This window comes from Pseudomonas fluorescens (genome assembly GCF_000968015.1).
Classification (GTDB): Bacteria; Pseudomonadota; Gammaproteobacteria; order Pseudomonadales; family Pseudomonadaceae; genus Aquipseudomonas; species Aquipseudomonas fluorescens_W.
This window is the reverse complement of sequence record NZ_LACH01000016.1, coordinates 24,423-40,812: the sequence shown is the minus strand read 5'-3', so window position 1 is coordinate 40,812 and position 16,390 is coordinate 24,423. Positions and strand designations below refer to the sequence as shown.

Annotated in this window: 17 protein-coding genes; 7 read left to right on the top strand and 10 right to left on the bottom strand. The window is 59.8% G+C overall.

The features are described from left to right. Window positions 1-64: 64 nt before the first annotated feature. The 6 genes from VD17_RS09150 to astA all read left to right on the top strand — a co-directional run bounded on the left by VD17_RS09150 (window position 65) and on the right by astA (window position 5,016). The gene (locus VD17_RS09150) at window positions 65-790 is read left to right on the top strand and encodes an ABC transporter permease (RefSeq protein ID WP_033054762.1); all 726 of its coding nucleotides are present in this window, start codon (window positions 65-67) and stop codon (window positions 788-790) included. Beyond that, window positions 787-1,497 (top strand): ABC transporter permease, encoded by a 711-nt coding sequence (locus tag VD17_RS09145; RefSeq protein ID WP_008155279.1) that lies wholly within the window; start codon window positions 787-789, stop codon window positions 1,495-1,497. Before VD17_RS09150 ends, VD17_RS09145 begins: the two co-directional genes overlap by 4 nt. A 56-nt stretch (window positions 1,498-1,553) precedes the next feature. Then, entirely contained in the window at window positions 1,554-2,315 is a 762-nt protein-coding gene (locus VD17_RS09140) for an ABC transporter ATP-binding protein (RefSeq protein ID WP_008155281.1), read from the top strand. Window positions 2,316-2,327: 12 nt separating this feature from the next. Then, window positions 2,328-2,807 carry an Lrp/AsnC family transcriptional regulator gene (locus tag VD17_RS09135; protein ID WP_007974731.1) on the top strand — a complete coding sequence of 160 codons (480 nt, stop codon included), beginning with the start codon at window positions 2,328-2,330 and terminating at the stop codon, window positions 2,805-2,807. A gap of 239 nt (window positions 2,808-3,046) precedes the next feature. After that, window positions 3,047-3,985, top strand: coding sequence for a citrulline utilization hydrolase CtlX (gene ctlX / locus VD17_RS09130; protein ID WP_046053555.1), 939 nt, complete (start codon window positions 3,047-3,049; stop codon window positions 3,983-3,985). After that, window positions 3,982-5,016, top strand: coding sequence for an arginine N-succinyltransferase (gene astA / locus VD17_RS09125; RefSeq protein ID WP_046053554.1), 1,035 nt, complete (start codon window positions 3,982-3,984; stop codon window positions 5,014-5,016). Before ctlX ends, astA begins: the two co-directional genes overlap by 4 nt. 132 nt (window positions 5,017-5,148) lie before the next feature. Here the strand turns inward: astA and VD17_RS09120 are convergent, their stop codons facing one another. The 9 genes from VD17_RS09120 to argH all read right to left on the bottom strand — a co-directional run bounded on the left by VD17_RS09120 (window position 5,149) and on the right by argH (window position 14,810). Further along, window positions 5,149-5,856 carry an HPP family protein gene (locus VD17_RS09120; RefSeq protein ID WP_046053553.1) on the bottom strand — a complete coding sequence of 236 codons (708 nt, stop codon included), beginning with the start codon at window positions 5,854-5,856 and terminating at the stop codon, window positions 5,149-5,151. Window positions 5,857-6,014: 158 nt separating this feature from the next. Beyond that, window positions 6,015-7,193 carry an MFS transporter gene (locus tag VD17_RS09115; RefSeq protein ID WP_046053552.1) on the bottom strand — a complete coding sequence of 393 codons (1,179 nt, stop codon included), beginning with the start codon at window positions 7,191-7,193 and terminating at the stop codon, window positions 6,015-6,017. Window positions 7,194-7,342: 149 nt separating this feature from the next. Continuing rightward, complete coding sequence (locus tag VD17_RS09110) at window positions 7,343-8,692, bottom strand: MmgE/PrpD family protein (protein ID WP_046053551.1); 1,350 nt, start codon at window positions 8,690-8,692, stop codon at window positions 7,343-7,345. Beyond that, window positions 8,689-9,576: a polysaccharide deacetylase family protein gene (locus tag VD17_RS09105; RefSeq protein ID WP_046053550.1), complete on the bottom strand. Its 888-nt coding sequence runs from the start codon at window positions 9,574-9,576 to the stop codon at window positions 8,689-8,691. Before VD17_RS09105 ends, VD17_RS09110 begins: the two co-directional genes overlap by 4 nt. After that, complete coding sequence (locus VD17_RS09100) at window positions 9,569-10,417, bottom strand: polysaccharide deacetylase family protein (protein WP_046053549.1); 849 nt, start codon at window positions 10,415-10,417, stop codon at window positions 9,569-9,571. Before VD17_RS09100 ends, VD17_RS09105 begins: the two co-directional genes overlap by 8 nt. A 284-nt stretch (window positions 10,418-10,701) precedes the next feature. Next, entirely contained in the window at window positions 10,702-11,526 is an 825-nt protein-coding gene (locus VD17_RS09095) for an ABC transporter substrate-binding protein (protein WP_046053548.1), read from the bottom strand. A 53-nt stretch (window positions 11,527-11,579) separates the two neighbouring features. Further along, window positions 11,580-12,344: an amino acid ABC transporter ATP-binding protein gene (locus VD17_RS09090; protein WP_033054778.1), complete on the bottom strand. Its 765-nt coding sequence runs from the start codon at window positions 12,342-12,344 to the stop codon at window positions 11,580-11,582. A gap of 10 nt (window positions 12,345-12,354) precedes the next feature. Next, the gene (locus tag VD17_RS09085; protein ID WP_033054780.1) at window positions 12,355-13,233 is read right to left on the bottom strand and encodes an amino acid ABC transporter permease; all 879 of its coding nucleotides are present in this window, start codon (window positions 13,231-13,233) and stop codon (window positions 12,355-12,357) included. A gap of 149 nt (window positions 13,234-13,382) precedes the next feature. Beyond that, window positions 13,383-14,810, bottom strand: a complete 1,428-nt coding sequence (argH, locus tag VD17_RS09080; RefSeq protein ID WP_046053547.1) for an argininosuccinate lyase — start codon at window positions 14,808-14,810, stop codon at window positions 13,383-13,385. A 307-nt stretch (window positions 14,811-15,117) separates the two neighbouring features. On the opposite strand from argH, the gene VD17_RS09075 reads away from it, so the two are divergent. Continuing rightward, window positions 15,118-16,083 carry a LysR family transcriptional regulator gene (locus VD17_RS09075; protein WP_046053546.1) on the top strand — a complete coding sequence of 322 codons (966 nt, stop codon included), beginning with the start codon at window positions 15,118-15,120 and terminating at the stop codon, window positions 16,081-16,083. Here the strand turns inward: VD17_RS09075 and VD17_RS32145 are convergent. Then, on the bottom strand, window positions 16,034-16,369 hold the full coding sequence (locus VD17_RS32145; RefSeq protein ID WP_185753127.1) for a GNAT family N-acetyltransferase: 336 nt from the start codon (window positions 16,367-16,369) through the stop codon (window positions 16,034-16,036). The two genes, VD17_RS09075 and VD17_RS32145, sit on opposite strands and share 50 nt — an antisense overlap. Window positions 16,370-16,390: the final 21 nt, after the last annotated feature.

The following is a 16,390-nucleotide window of genomic DNA, read 5'->3' as shown; positions in this document are numbered from 1 at the left end:
GAAGGCTGCGTCCTGGTAACAGGCGCAGCGCTTGAGCGCGGGCGCCTCAAGACAGGTGACTGACGTGAACTCCTTCCTGAATCTGATCGGGGTCGATCTCTCGGCCCTGCAAGGCTATGGCCCTTTGTTGCTGCACGGCACCTGGGTCACTCTGAAATTGTCAGCGCTCTCGCTGCTGGTGAGCATGGCGCTGGGCCTGCTCGGCGCGGCGGCGAAACTGTCGCCGCTGAAGCTGTTGAACCTGCCGGCGACCTTCTACACGACACTGATTCGCGGCGTGCCGGACCTGGTGCTGATGCTGCTGATTTTCTACAGCTTGCAAGGCTGGCTGAGTAGCCTGACCGAGGCCATGGACTGGCCCTACATGGAAATCGACCCGTTCGTGGCCGGCGTCATCACCCTTGGGTTTATCTACGGCGCGTATTTCACCGAGACCTTTCGCGGGGCGATTTTGAGCGTGCCGCGCGGCCAGCAGGAAGCCGCCGCGTGCTTTGGCCTGAACCGCTGGCAGCGATTTCGCTTCGTGGTGTTCCCGCAAATGATGCGTTTCGCCTTGCCGAGCCTCGGCAATAACTGGCTGGTACTGCTCAAGGCCACGGCGTTGGTGTCGATCATCGGTTTGTCGGACCTGGTCAAAGTCGCGCAGGAAGCCGGCAAAAGTACCTTCAACATGCTCGATTTCCTGCTGCTCGCAGCGGCGCTGTATTTGCTGATCACCAGCGCTTCCAACTACGTTTTGCGCGTGCTGGAACGACGTTATAACCAGGGTGTGCGGGGGATGGCACGATGATCGAGTTGATTGCCGAATACTGGAAACCCTTTCTGTTCAGCGACGGCTACAGCCTCACCGGGTTGGCCATGACGTTGTGGCTGCTGGTGGCGAGCATTGTGATGGGGTTCTTCCTGTCGTTGCCATTGGCAATCATGCGCACTTCGCGCTGGGGCCTGCTGCGCTGGCCGGTTCAGCTGTTTACCTATGTGTTTCGCGGAACACCGCTGTATATCCAGTTGCTGATTTGCTACAGCGGGATCTACGGCATCGCGGTGGTGCGCTCGCAACCGCTGCTCGAAGCATTTTTCCGCGATGCGATGAATTGCACCTTGCTCGCGTTCACGCTCAACACCTGCGCCTACACCGTGGAAATCTTCGCCGGGGCGATTCGCAGCATTCCCTACGGTGAAATCGAGGCCGCCCACGCGTATGGCTTGAGTGGCTGGCGCCTGTACCTGCGGCTGATTCTGCCTTCGGCATTGCGCCGGGCACTGCCGTATTACAGCAACGAAGTAATCTTGATGTTGCACGCGACTTCAGTGGCGTTCACCGCCACCATTCCGGACATCCTCAAAATCGCCCGGGACGCCAACGCCGCGACCTTCATGACCTTCCAGGCCTTCGGCATTGCCGGCCTGCTGTACCTCGCGCTGTCGTTCGGGCTGGTCGGAGCCTTCCGCCTGGCGGAGAAGCGCTGGCTGAGTTTTCTCGGCCCGACTCACTGAATCCCATTTTCTATCCAGAGCGGTGCCGCTTGGCGCGCCGCTCCAGGAGTGCTGACATGTACAAACTCACGGTTGAAAATCTGTATAAACGTTTTGGTGACAACGAAGTGCTCAAGGGCGTCTCGTTGAACGCACGGGCAGGCGATGTGGTGAGCATGATCGGCGCCAGCGGTTCGGGTAAAAGCACGATGCTGCGTTGCATCAACTTTCTGGAGCGCGCGGACGAAGGCGCCATTGAACTGGACGGCGAGCGCGTCATCACGCGCCCGGGTGCCGGTGGCATGCGTGTCGCTCATCCGGCGCAATTGCAGCGTTTGCGCACACGCCTGGCGATGGTGTTCCAGCATTTCAATTTGTGGAGCCATCTGACGGTGCTGGAGAACATCGTGCTGGCGCCGTGTCGGGTGCTGGGGATCAGCCGCAAGGCGGCGGAAGAAAGTGCGCGGGCCTATCTGGACAAGGTCGGTCTGCCGCAACGAGTGGCCGATCAATACCCGGCATTTCTGTCCGGCGGGCAGCAACAGCGGGTGGCAATCGCGCGAGCCCTGGCGGTGGAGCCGGAGATTCTATTGTTCGACGAGCCGACTTCGGCACTCGATCCGGAATTGGTGGGTGAGGTGCTGAAGGTAATTCAGGCGCTGGCCGAAGAAGGCCGTACCATGTTGATGGTGACCCACGAGATGGGGTTTGCCCGGCAGGTTTCCAGCCAGGTGTTGTTCTTGCATCAGGGGAAGGTCGAGGAGCAGGGGGACGCTACGATCCTCGACCAGCCAAAAAGTGAACGTTTGCAGCAATTTCTATCGGGTCGTTTGAAGTGAGGCAAGACGTACATGGCGGATATCCGCGATCTGTCGATCGTGCTTGATCGTATCGATCAGGCAATCATCGAAGTGCTGCGCCACGAAGGGCGCATCACTTATCAAAAGCTTTCCGAGCGCGTGCACCTGACGCCCAGGCCGTGCCTGGAACGAGTGCGCAAACTCGAACAGCTCGGGGTCATTCGTGGGTATGGCGCGATTCTCGATGAAAAGAAACTGACGCCAGGCTTGTCGTTGCTGGTGCTGGTGGCGTTGTCCAACCAGAGTGGGCGGGCGGCGCAAAAGGCGTTTGAAGCCAAGGTCCGCGCCTGCCCGCAGGTGCTGGAATGTCGGTTGATCAGCGGTGCGTTCGACTACAGCTTGCGCATGCGTTGCCGGGACATGGAACACTATCGGGTGCTGACCGAAGTCTGGTTCGATGATCCGGATTTGCACATCGACAAGTTGGTGAGCCATCCGGAACTGGCGATGGTCAAGACCACGATGGAATAGAAGCAAGATCAAGATCAAAAGATCGCAGCCTTCGGCACCTCCTACACAGACCGCGTGAAAACCCGATTCTGTAGGAGCTGCCGAAGGCTGCGATCTTTTGCTTTTCGGTGCTCGCCGAATCGGCTGGGCCACACACGTTTTTCAGCCGTTTCCATCACGCCGCAGCCACTTATCAACCGGGTTTTTCAGCCTGCGAAACAGACAATGAGTACCTCTTAACCCTCATTGAATCTGTGCCCATGCAAACCACCAATACCGTTTTGATGATTCGCCCGACACGTTTCTCCTTCAATCAGGACACGGCGGCGAACAACCGTTTCCAGCAGCCGGCCGCGGTCAGCGAAGACGTTCAGCAAAAGGCCCTGCAAGAGTTCGATGGCTACGTTGCTGCGCTGCGTCACCATGGCGTCGAAGTCATCGTGCACAACGACCGCGAAGCGCCGCATACCCCGGATTCGATCTTCCCCAACAATTGGTGGAGCAGCCATCCCGACGGCACATTGGTGCTGTACCCGATGCAGGGCCACAACCGGCGTCTGGAACGGGACAAAGGCGTGCTTGACTGGCTGCGGGACGAGTACCGGGTAGAACAATTGCTGGACCTTTCCTGCCTCGAACAGCAGGAAGTGTTCCTCGAAGGCACCGGCAGCATGGTGCTGGATCGTCAGCAGCGGATTTGCTACGCCGGTTATTCCACCCGCACCCATGCCCGTGCTCTGGATCAGGTGGTCAGTCATTTGGGTTACGAGCTGTGCGCCTTCAATGCGGTGGACCGCCAGGGCGTCGCGATTTACCACACCAACGTGATGATGAGTGTCGGCACGCGCCTGGCCGTGGCTTGCCTGGCGTCGGTCACGCACCCGGCCGAACGCCTGGCCCTGCGTTCGCGACTGGAAGACAGCGGCAAGCAGGTCATCGCCCTGAGCTGGGAGCAGCTGGAATCCTTCGCCGGCAACATGCTGGAGGTCCACAACGCCGCGGGCGAACCCTTGCTGGTGATGTCGCGCACGGCCTGGCAATCGCTGGATGCCGCGCAACGTCGTTTGATCGAAGCCCACACCACGCCACTCCCCGTCAATATCGACACCATCGAGCGCATCGGCGGCGGCAGCGCGCGCTGCATGTTGGCCGAGGTCTTTCTGTCCAGACATCAGGTTACCCAGGAGCAAGTGCGATGATCGTTCGTCCAGCCACACCGGCAGACCTGCCGGCACTGTTAGCCCTGGCCCATAGCGCCGGAACCGGTTTGACCACCTTGCCGGCCGACGCGGGGCGTCTGCGTCAGCGTCTGGAATGGGCGGCGAAAACCTTCGCCGGCGAGGCCGAACGCGCCGATGCCGATTACCTGTTTGTGCTCGAGAATGACCAGCATGAAGCCATCGGCATTTGCGCACTGGCCGGTGCCGTCGGCCTGCGCGAGCCCTGGTACAACTATCGACTGGGCCTGTTTGTCGCGGCCTCGAAAAACCTTGGGATCAATCAGCAACTGCCGACATTGTTCCTCGGTAACGATATGACCGGTCACTCAGAGCTGTGTTCGCTGTTTCTGCATGCCGATCACCGCAGCGGCCTGAACGGGCGTTTGCTGTCCAAGGCGCGGTTCCTGTTTCTGGCGGAATTTCGTCAGCATTTCGCAGAGAAGGTCATCGCCGAGATGCGCGGCTACTCGGACGCGGAGGGCGTTTCACCGTTCTGGGAAGGTCTGGGGCGGCACTTCTTCAAGATGGATTTTGCCGATGCCGACTACCTGACCGGGCTGGGTAACAAGACCTTCATCGCCGAGCTGATGCCCAAGTTTCCGCTGCCGACCTGCCTGTTGCCTGAAGCAGCAAGAACCGTCATCGGTCGCGTTCACCCCAACACGGAACCGGCGCTGGGCATGCTCAAGGCTGAAGGATTCGAACACCGCGACTACATCGACATCTTCGACGGCGGCCCGTTGATCGAATGCGCCACCGGGGATATCCGTGCGGTGCGTGACAGCCAGGTGCTGCAACTGAGCATCGGCACACCGGGGGAGCAGGCGGCGACTTACCTGATTCACAACCGCCAGTTTGCCGAGTGCCGGATTACCGCGGCACCGGCGCGGGTGGCTGCTGGTACGTTGATTGTCGATGTAGAGACTGCGAAGAGTTTGGGGTTGAGTGCCGGATCATCGGTGCGCGCGGTGAGTCTGGCGGTGCCGGCACGACAATTGTCAGCGGCCTAAACAGATTTTTGGGGTGGCTCTGAACCTGAGGGAGCGAGCTTGCTCGCGATGGCGGTGTGTTATTCAACATCAATATTGACTGACAGGGCCCCCTCGCGAGCAAGCTCGCTCCCACAGGGGATCTGTGTTTCTTCAGGTTCTACTGCTGAGTACTTCACCAATGCTGCGCCGTCTGGCATGCAATTCACTGGCATGGATCAATTGTTCGAGGTCTTCGGGCGTGACATCGAAGAACGCTTCCATCTCCGCCAGGGCCAGTTTCAGGTCCTGGGCGGTGATCGCCTGGCTGTCGGTGGGCGGGTGGTCGGCCGGTACCCTGGACACCGGTTCGCTGGCGCGTTTTGGGTAACGTATGCGCGTCAGGTTGTTGTAGGCCAGGGCGCTGAGCAGCAGGGTCGACCCGCTGAGCATCACCGGGCCGAGGGCTTTCCAGTCCAGGGCAATGGTCGCCGGGTCTGCCAACACCAGCAGCAGCGCCAAGGCCCCGGCCGGTGGATGCAGGCAACGCAGCCAGCACATCAGAATCAGCGCCATGCCTGCCGCCAGGCAAGCGCTGCCGAGGGTTCGTCCGAGCACGTGAGCGACCAGCAGCGAAACCACCCCGGCGCTGAGGTAGCCGCCAAGAATCGACCAGGGCTGGGCGAGGGCGCCGGAGGACACTGCGAACAGCAATACGGCCGATGCACCCAGCGGACCGATCAGGTGCTGCGCCACTTGCATGCCGAATACCTGGCTGCAGAGCCAGACGCTGAACATCGTGCCCAGGGACATGCCAATCGCGGCGCGGCTCCATTCGGAGGGGCGGGTGTTGATGGCGGCGGGAAACCAGCGAGCGAACATGAGGCAGACGATCCGTTGAAAAAACCGAGGCAAAAAAAAGGCTTAGCTGGGATACCCAGAAAGCCCTTGAAGTTGTTCCAACTATTGGGGGAGGAACGGGCACAGTGTGCCGTTCATTCCTGATACTGACAAATTCATATTAATGCAGTTTGAGTGCATTAATTTTGCTGTAAGGCCACCCGACGACCGCTCATGAAACACAGGAAACCGCCCATGGCGGTCAGCGCGCTCAGGGCATAAAACATCGTTGGCGCCGGGGTGTGAATCAGCAGGTATCCGCAAATCACTGGGCTCAGGGCTCCGCCAAGGGCCGCGAGGTTTTGCGCACCGTAATAGCTGCCGCGCAGTTCTTCCGGGGCCAGGGTGTCGACGAAGAGGAATTCGGCGGGGTAAATGATCATTTCACCGAGGGTGAAGATGAACATTGCCACGCACCAGCTCACAAGGCTGTCGGCCAGGCTGAAACCGATCAACCCGACGATGAACAGACTGGTACCGCCCGCGATCCAGTAACGCAATTGTTCACGTTTGAGGAAGCGGCCGATCTGGTATTGCAGCAGGATCACGCTGATCGCGTTGCAGGCGAGCAGGGCGGCCATGGTTTCCAGTGCCCGTTTGGAATCATGGGTCACCAACAAATATTGCGACAGGTACAGGGTGAAACGGCCGTGGACGACGGTACTGAGCAGGCAGCCGCAGGTGAACATGATCAGCGTGCGGTCATTCTTCAGGGTGACCAGTGTCTTGAGAAAACTCGCGGGCTGGCCGATTACGGGTGTCTGGGCCGCGTCCTTCGGTATCCCGATCATCAGAAAAATACTGAAGAAGGCGATGCCGCCGGCGATCAGGAACGGTGCAATCGGATACACGCCGGCAATCACCACGCCCAACATCGGGCCGGTGGCGTAGCCGATGTTGGTCAAGGTGTAGCGCAGGGAAAACGCCTTGGCGCGCTGGCCCATCGGCAGGTTTTCACTGAGGATCGCCTTCGAGCCGATCAGGAACAGCGCCGAGGCGGTTTCGGTGATCACCAGGGTGGCGGTGGTCAGGTAGAGGTTGTCGGCGAAGGTCAGCAGCACGAAGCCGATGGCGCTGGAGAGCATCGCCAGGATCAGCAGCCGGCGCTTCTCGAGGCGGTCGATGATGTAACCGCCGTAGAGCGCGAGCAGGGTGGCGATGAACACCGCGATGCCCAGCAGCAAGCCAACGTCCTGTTGGTTGAGGCCGAGTTTGTTGCTCAGGAACAACGTCAGCAGCGGGCTGGTGATGGCGCGGCTGACGACGATGGTCAGCGAAACGATCATCAACCGGCGGATAACGAGTGAGTAAGTGGCCACGGTGGGGCAAATATCCTTATTTAGATTTTAGTGTTCGACGTAACACCGAGTCGCTGCCAATCGCGAGCAAGCTCGCTCCCACAGGGGAATGCATTTCAAATGTGGGAGCGAGCTTGCTCGCGATGGGGCCCGCCAAGGCAACGCAATATTCAAGTCAGCCACCGATCCAGAGAGCCAACCGATTCCAGTTCCTCCAACCGCCACAACTGCTCAAGCAATTCCACAGCCTGCTCCCGCGGCATCACCCGCCCAGCCAGACTGAAAAACTTCTCTTCCAGCGCCACATCACTCAACGGATTGCCCGGTGCACCTAACGGCACTTCAACACACAGGCTCGCCTGCCGACCGTCCACGGTCCGCACGCTGACGATGGGCTCGCCATCCTCTGACAGTTGCGGGTCCACTTCAAGACGGATGCGCGACATCCAGTGAGCAATCCGTGGATCGCCCCGTTGTTGATCGTCATAAGCCTCCAGCCGGCAATGACCTTGCACCAGCCGGGCCGCAAGGGCATACGGCAGGCTCATCTGCGCCGCCGCCAGCGTGCTGACGTCGCGCCCGCCGCACATGTCCTGAAGAAACCCGCACAACGACACCCGGACATCCTCGACCTGATCCACGCTGACCTGCAGTTGATCCAGCAACAGGCCCAGCGCATCGATTGCCGAATGGGTTCCTCGGCACGCGGCGTACGGTTTGATCGAACAGCGAGCGAGTTTCCATACGACGCCCAGTTCCGCATCCAGCGCGTCAGGTTGTGAGTTCTCGCCGGCCAGGGTTTTCAGAAACCCGCCCCAGACATCGTCGAACAACTTCGTCGGCCCGGTGATACCTCGTTGGGCAAATCGCGCCGCCAGCAATCCACCCTCGGCGGCACGACCGCTGTGAAGTTTTTTGCTTTGCGATCCGTCGTGGATGAATGCCCACAATCCACCACTGAAACTGCCGGCAATGCCCAGCGCCGAGACGGTTTGCGCGGTATCCAGTCCGAGAATTCGCGCACTGGCCGCCGCCGCGCCGAATACGCCGCAGGTGGCGGTGGAGTGCCAGCCGGCGCCGTTGTGGGCCGAATAACTGCCGCAGGCTTCGAGCACCCGGCGACCGATTTCGTAGCCGATCACCACGGCCGTGATCAACTCCCGGCCATTCACCGGTTTGCCAGACATCGACACCGCCGCCATGACGGCCGGCAGCACCACCGCGCCGGAATGGTCGCAGCCACCGGTGTCGTCCAGTTCCAGGGCATGGGCGGCGACACCATTGAGCATGGCGGCCTGAGCCGCGCCGGTGCGCTGATCGCTGCCCCAGATCAGCGTGCTCCCGGTTTCACCTTCGAAGACCTGCCGTGCCTGTTTCGCGACCTCGCTGCCAGCCCCGGCCAGGGTCGCGCCGAAGGTGTCGAGTATGTGCCGCTTGGCTTGGGTCACCAGTGAGGGCGGCAAGTCTTCGAATCGGGTGTCGACGCAGAACTGCGCCAATCGCTGCATCCGCTCGGTCATAGGAGGTAATCCCGATAATGGCGCTCATACACCGAGGCCGGATGATCCTCGGTCACCGGCAGCGCCGATTCGGCCCACCATTGCGCGACGTCGGCGCCCGTGGCAATCCACACGTCATCGTGCTGTTGAATCCCCTCAAGCAACTCGCGCAGTACGCCAATCCGCCCAGGTGTCGCAATGATCTCCGGGTGCAGCCGCAGTACATAACACAAACCAAACCGGTGAAACCCGGCGAAGTCCATTTGCAGGTTGCCCAGGGTGTGGCTGTAAGAAGCGATCCGCGATTGTGCTGGCGGCACGGCCGGGCTGAGGTTGAAGGCGAAGTAGGGTTCGTCTTCCAGTTCGTAGTGCAACGGCAACTCGATGACGTCGGGCGCCGTCGGATGAGCGAACGGCAAATCATCACCGCGCCAGGATGAGGACCAACGAATGCCGTGATCCTTCAACGCCTCGATGAAGCCTGGCGCACCGTTGCCGGCCGGGATGCGAAAGCCTGTTGGACGTTGGCCCGTCAGCGCGGTCAATGCCTCACAGCCTTTGGCAATCTCGGCGCTTTGCTCGTTGAGACTCAGGTTGTCGTAGTTCTGATGGCGATAACCGGCGCAGGCAATCTCATGCCCACCGGCCTGGATTGCCCGAATATGCTCGGGGTTTTCCTCGGCGACGATACCGGGCACAAACCAGCTGCTGGAAACCCCCAGTTCTTCGAACAAACCGAGCAAACGGTCGACGCCGCGTTGGGTGCCATAGCGCCAGACCGACAGCGTCTTGTCGCGCCCGGCGACTTCCGGGGCCTGGGTGAGGATGCCGTGGATGTCGTTGTAATCGACGGTCAGCACCACAGCGCAGCGGTAACCTTTGGGCCAGACAGTGGAATCAGCCATGGTGATGCTCCTTCAGCCACCACTGGGCGACATCGCGGCACGTGGCGAACCACACGTCATCGCGCTGGCGCATGTGTTCGAAGAGTTTTTCCAGCAGCAGGATGCGTCCCGGTTTGCCGGTGATCTTGGGGTGGAACAGGGTGGTCAGGCACAACCCTTCGTTCATGGCGCCGTCGTACTCGCGGCACCAGTTATCGAGGGTCAGTGCGTAACTGGCAGTGCGGTCCAGCCCGGAAGGAAAGTCCGGCGCGCGGGTGTAGGCGAGAGAGGCGTAGTCGTCCATTTCCCAGCGACCGGGGATTTCCACCAGCGGTGTTTCGTAACCCGGCACTTTCACCAGGTACGGCCGGTCATCACCGCGCATGCTGCTGGAGTAGGTCACGCCGGCTTCCACCAGCATCGCCGGGGTTTCGGCCCGCCAGTCGCCGGACGGGGTGCGGAAACCTTCGGCGCGGATGTTCAAGTGCTTCCAGAACACCTCGCGGGATTTGTTCATCACGTCCTTTTGCTGGTCCAGCGTCAGGGCGTAAAAGGATTCGTGTTTGTAGCCGTGGTAGGCCACTTCATGCCCGCGCTCGACAATCGCCTGGCACTGTTTCGGCCAGTTCTCCACGACCCAGGCCGGGACGAAGAATGTCGTCGGGATTTGGTACTCATCGAGCACATCGAGGATGCGTGGCAGGGCACGGTAGGGGCCATAACCGCCGAAACCGAAGTACTCGGGCTTGCGCCAGATCGAGCCGTTGAGCATGGCATCGCCGGTCGGGCCGTCGAGGTCGAAGGCCAGGGCGAGGCAGGCTTTGTGCTGGTCAGGCCAGGTGGGTTGGGGTGAGGAGGACATCGTGGTGCTCCAACTATCTATAAGTAGACGCCGAACCCTGTGGGAGCGAGCTTGCTCGCGATAGCGGTGTGTCATTCAACATCAATGTCGACTGCATGGCCTCATCGCGAGCAAGCTCGCTCCCACATGGGATCTGGGTCGATCATCAAATCTCCGGTCAACCCGTAACCTTGTAGGAGTGAGCCTGCTCGCGATGAGGCCGGCAAATCCAACATCTCTGCTGACTGACACACCGCTATCGTCGGAACGCCGCCCGGAGCAGGCTCACTCCTACAGGGCAAGCATTACTTGCCGGCGTTAATGGTCACAGTCTTGATCGCACCCAACTCCAGGTCCCATTTTTTCAGGATGGTCTGATACGTGCCGTCATCCACCATGCTCTGCATCGCCACCTTCACCGCTTCACTCAACTCAGGTTTTTTCTTGCTCACGCCCAGCCCGGTGAACTGCTTGGAGATCGGCAGGCCCACGGTTTTGTACATGTCCTTTTCCTGGGTCTTGAGGTACGGCAGGGTTTCGCTGCCCTGCATGGCCGCGTCGATACGGCTCTGACGCAGTTGCGCACGGGCATCGGCCGAACCTTCGGTGCCGATCACCACGATGGCCGGTTTGCCGGCGGTTTCGCAGTTAGCCTTGCTGTATTCAGCAATTTCCGCGGGGAAGGTGGTGCGGCGGCTGGTGCCGACTTTCTTGCCGCACAGGTCGGTGATCTCGTTGAAATCCTTGTTTTTCTGCAAGGTGTAGAACTGCGGACCGCTGGTGAAGTAGTCGACGAAGGTCACGCTGGCCTGACGTTCGGCGGTGTCGGTCATGCCTGACATCACCATGTCCACGCGGTCGGTGGTCAGCGCATTGATCATTTGCTCGAAGCCGGTTTCCTGCCATTTGATCTTCACGCCCAGACGTTCGGCCAGGGCATTGCCCAGGTCATAGTCGAGACCGGTAAGGGTGTTGGTGGCCGGGTCCTTGAAATCCATCGGCGGGTAGTTCGGCATGATCGCTACCACGACCTCGCCTTTTTCTTTGATGCTGGCCGGTAGTTCGGCGGCGAAGGCGAAGCCGGAAGCCATAACGCTTGCGAGTACTGCGGGGATAACTATGTTCTTCATGGTCGTTCTCTTATGAGTGTTATTAGGCGGCTCTTGTTTTACAAGCACGGCGCTTAGGTTCGAACGGCAGAAATGAAGCTTTGGGTGCGCGGGTTTTGCGGACTTATTAGTATTTCTTCGGGGCTTCCTGCCTCCACGATCTGCCCGCCGTCCATGAACACCATGCGGTTGGAGACTTCGCGAGCGAAGCCCAGTTCATGGGTGACGACGATCATGGTCATGCCGGTCTGCGCGAGGTCGCGCATCACCGACAGCACCTCACCGACCAGTTCCGGGTCGAGTGCCGAAGTGGGTTCATCGAACAGCATCAGCTTGGGCCGCATGGCCAGTGCACGGGCAATGGCGACGCGTTGTTGCTGACCACCCGAGAGTTCGATCGGGTAGCTGTTGCGCTTGTCGGCCAGGCCGACGCGAGCGAGCAATTCCACGGCTTCTTCGTGCGCCTCTTTGGGCGAACGCTTGAGCACCTGGCACGGCCCTTCGATGATGTTTTGCAGCACGGTCATGTGCGGGAACAGGTTGAAACGCTGGAACACCATGCCGGTGGACAAGCGTTGACGGGCGATCTGCGACTCGTTGAGTTCGTGCAGTTTGTTGCCGACGATCCGGTAACCCACCAGTTCGCCGTCGACCCACAGGCCACCCTTGTCGATTTTTTCCAGCTGGTTGATGCAACGCAGCAAGGTGCTTTTGCCGGAGCCGGACGGGCCAATGATGCACAGCACTTCGCCTTGCTCGACTTCGATGTTGATGTCCTTGAGCGCGTGGAAATGGTCGTAGTACTTGTTCAGGCTCACGGCCTTGACGATGCTTCTCATGTTGAACTCCTCAAGAACGCTTGCCGGCGCCGCGAGCGAAACGACGCTCCAGACGGCTTTGACCGAAGGACAGGACGGTGACGGTGGCCAGGTACCAGATACCGGCGACGATCAGCAGCTCCATCACCCGGGCGTTGGCGTAGTAGATGTTCTGGGCGTTGTAGAGCAGTTCCGAGTACTGGATGACGCTCGCCAGCGAGGTCATTTTCACCATGCCGATGAACTCGTTACCGACCGGTGGAATGATGACCCGCATGGCTTGCGGCAGGATGATCCGGCGCAGCGCTTGCAGGCGCGGCATGCCGATCGACTTGGCGGCTTCGTACTGGCCGGTGTCCACCGACAGCAGGCCGGCACGCACCACTTCGGCGGTGTAGGCGCCCTGGTTGATGCTCAAGCCGAGGAGGGCAGCCACGAACGGCGTCATCAGGCTCACGGTGTCCATCTCGAACACACCGGGGATGCCGATGGTGGGAAAAATAAGCGCCAGGTTGAACCACAACAGCAGTTGCAGAATCAGTGGCGTACCGCGAAACAACCAGGTGTAGGTCACTGCCACGTAGCGCAGGATCGGGTTGGCCGACATGCGCATGATTGCCGTGATCACCCCGAACACAATGCCCAACGCCATGGCCAGTACTGCCATGATGATGGTGTTGAGCAAACCCCACATGATCGCCTGGGAGGTGAGGAACTGGCCGATGTAAGACCACTCGATCTTGCCTTCGGCGAAGGCCCGCACCAGCCCGAGAATCGCAATGACGATGACGGTGGCGAAGAAAATCCGCCCGTAGTAACGCCGTGGCACATGGTGGTACTGGGTGATATCGAACTGGTTTTCCGCCAGTTTGCGCTCCGCCTGGAGTCGTTCTGCCTGAGTCTGGCTCATGTTGTTTCTCCGTACACTTGGTAATTCAGGCCAACCACAATCCCTGTAGGAGTGAGCCTGCTCGCGATGGCGGTATTACATCAACACCGATGTTGACTGACCCACCGCTATCGCGAGCAGGCTCGCTCCTACAGGTTCTGTGTGCTGCTTTAGAGTCGGAAACCGTGATAGTTCTCGGTCCACTCTTGTTGAGCAGCCAGGGCCGTTTTCAACCGGCCGATCTGCTCGCGCACCTGTTGCGGCGCGGTGCCGCCCCAGCCACTGCGGGCGGCGATGGCGGCTTCGAGGGTCAGGCTCTCGCGTACTTCCGCAGTCAGGCGCGGGTCAATCTCGGCCAACAACGCCGGGGAGGCTTCCCACAATTCGATGTCGTGTTTCTCACAGGCCTGGACCAGCGCACCGGTAATTTCGTGGGCTTCCTTGAACGGCACGCCGCGCATGGCCAGCCAGTCGGCGACTTCGGTGGCGAGGGTGAAACCCAGTGGCGCCTGACGCCGCAACTCTTCGACGTTGACCTTCATGGTCGCGACCATCCCGGCCATGGCAGGCAGCACCAGCAACAGGGTGTCGACACTGTCGAGCACGCCGTTTTTGTCTTCGCTCAAGTCGCGGTTGTACGACAGCGGCAGGGATTTCAGGGTGGAGAGCAGACCGGTCAGGTTGCCGATCAGGCGACCCGCCTTGCCGCGTGCCAGTTCAGCGATGTCCGGGTTTTTCTTCTGCGGCATGATCGAGCTGCCGGTGGCGTAGGCATCGTCCAGTGCGACCCAGCGAAACTGCCGCGACGACCACAGGCAGAATTCTTCAGCAAGGCGGGAAATGTTGATCCCGAGCATGCTGGCAATGAACAGGAACTCGGCAACGTGATCGCGGCTGGCCACGGCGTCGATGGAGTTTTCACACACGCCGCTGTAACCCATTTCCTTGGCCGACTGCTGAGGCAGGCGAGCGATGGCGGAACCGGCCATCGCCGCCGCGCCGAGTGGCGACAGCGAAGTGCGTACGTCCCAGTCCACCAGGCGTTGCACGTCACGCAACATGGATTGGGCGTGGGCCAGCAGGTGGTGAGCGAAAACGATCGGCTGGGCTTGCTGCAGGTGAGTGAACCCCGGGCAGATGCTTTCGATGTGTTGCTCGGCCTGATCCACCAGCGCTTGTTGCAAGGCCAGGACTTCAACGGCCAGGGTGCGGACGTGATCACGCAGGAACAGGCGCAGGTCGTTGGCGGTCTGGTCGTTGCGTGAACGGCCGGCGCGCAGCTTGCCACCGAGGGCGCCGAGGCGTTCGGTCAGCAGGCGTTCGATAAAGGTGTGGACGTCTTCGTCGTCCAGGGTCGGTGCGATGCTGCCAGCGCGGAAGTCATCACCGATGCGCTCAAGAGCGTCGAGCATGGTTTGGGTTTCTTGTTCGCTCAGCAGCCCGGCGCGCTGCAATTCACGGGCATGCGCCTTGGAGCCGGCGAGGTCGTACGGGGTGAGGCGAAAGTAGCGCTCGGGGCAACGGGACAAGGCCGCCAGGGCTTCGGATGGGCCGCTTTTGAAGCGAGCACCCCAGAGACGGTCGGTGGTTTGAGACATTGTTGTTTTCCTCGTCGGTAAAGCGAACTGAAATCGGTGTGCCGGGCCTGAAACACTCGTCGCAAATCAATGGGGCGTGGTGAGGCCTAAACATTATTCAAGGGCAGGGGGGAAGCGCAGTTGCATCGTTACGAGAGCTGATCGAAGTGTCAGCTTTTAATGTTTCGAAATCAGTGGGTTGGCACTGATGTGCGGGATTTATTAGCGGTTGCCAAGCCTGGTTTTCTGTGGTCATTATTATTTACCAGCACTATTTTTGTTGTTGGACACAGATTGTTGAATAGGGCGCCAGAGGTAAATAGGCATTATGGAAACCCCACTTTCCAATTCAGGAAACCCGCCGCTGAAAACGGGCCATCGGGCACCGCTGACCCTCAGCGGTCTGGACTTCAAACTGCTCAAAGTGTTCAAGGCTGTGGTCGAGGCCGGCGGCTTCAGTGCCGCCCAGAACGAGCTGAATGTGGGACTGGCAGCCATCAGCAAACAGATCTCCGACCTGGAGATCCGCATCGGCATGCGCCTGTGCACCCGAGGTCGCGAGGGGTTTCACCTGACCGAAGAGGGCCGCTTGGTGTATCAGGCGTCCATTGATTTATTTGCCTCGGTCGACAACTTTCGTGATCGCCTTAGTTCAGCGCAAAACGAACTGATCGGTGACCTTGGCGTGGGGGTTATTGACAATACGATTTCCGACGTTAATTCGCCGTTAGTTGCTGCTCTTAGAATAATTAATGAGACGTCGCCGAAAGTAAGGTTTCAACTTCAAGCGTCTCAGCTAGATGAAGTGGAAAGAGGCGTGGTAGAGGGGCGATTAGTAGCGGGGATCGTGCCGGTTTATCAGAAGCGCGAAGAGTTTGATTACTACGCGCTGTATGAAGAACGCTCCGAAGTTTATTGCGCGGTCGGTCATCCGTTGTTCACAGTGCCGGACGCAGAAATCGGCAGTCATGTGCTCAAGGATTACGAGTGCATCAACCACCGCTACGCGATCCATCGCGACAAACTGAATTTTGCCCATTACGACAGCTTTTCCGCGTCGGCCAGCCAGGTCGAAGCGGTGGCATTGTTGATTAAGACCGGGCGTTTCGTGGGTTTTCTTCCCCAGCATTACGCTACGTCGATGGTGGCGCAGGGGCAGTTCCGGGCGGTGCGTCCAGACCTCATACACATCGTCACGCCGTTCAATCTGATCCTGCGCCACAACACTGTGCGCAGCCCGCTGGTCAAGGCCTTTGCCCAGGCGTTGGGGGTTGATTTGAAGGCGCCGCTCTAAGGTTGAAACGCAGCGCACAACGGCGTTCACCAGGTAAACCGTGGGCCACTTTGTTACTCAATACGTCTTTTAAACATGGACCCATTTGCGCAGGGCTCAATGTTTCAAAGCCCATGCGCTGATAAAACGGTTCATTCCATGGCAACTCGCGGAACGTGGTCAGCGACAGACCATAGAGTGCTCGATCCCGGTCATGCGCAATTGCGGTTAACAGTAACTTTCGCCCCGCGCCCTGGCACTGGAAGTCAGCGTCGGCAAGTTGGGCACGGCGAATAGTTAAATTCATGCGGGCGACTCCGTCGCCGAA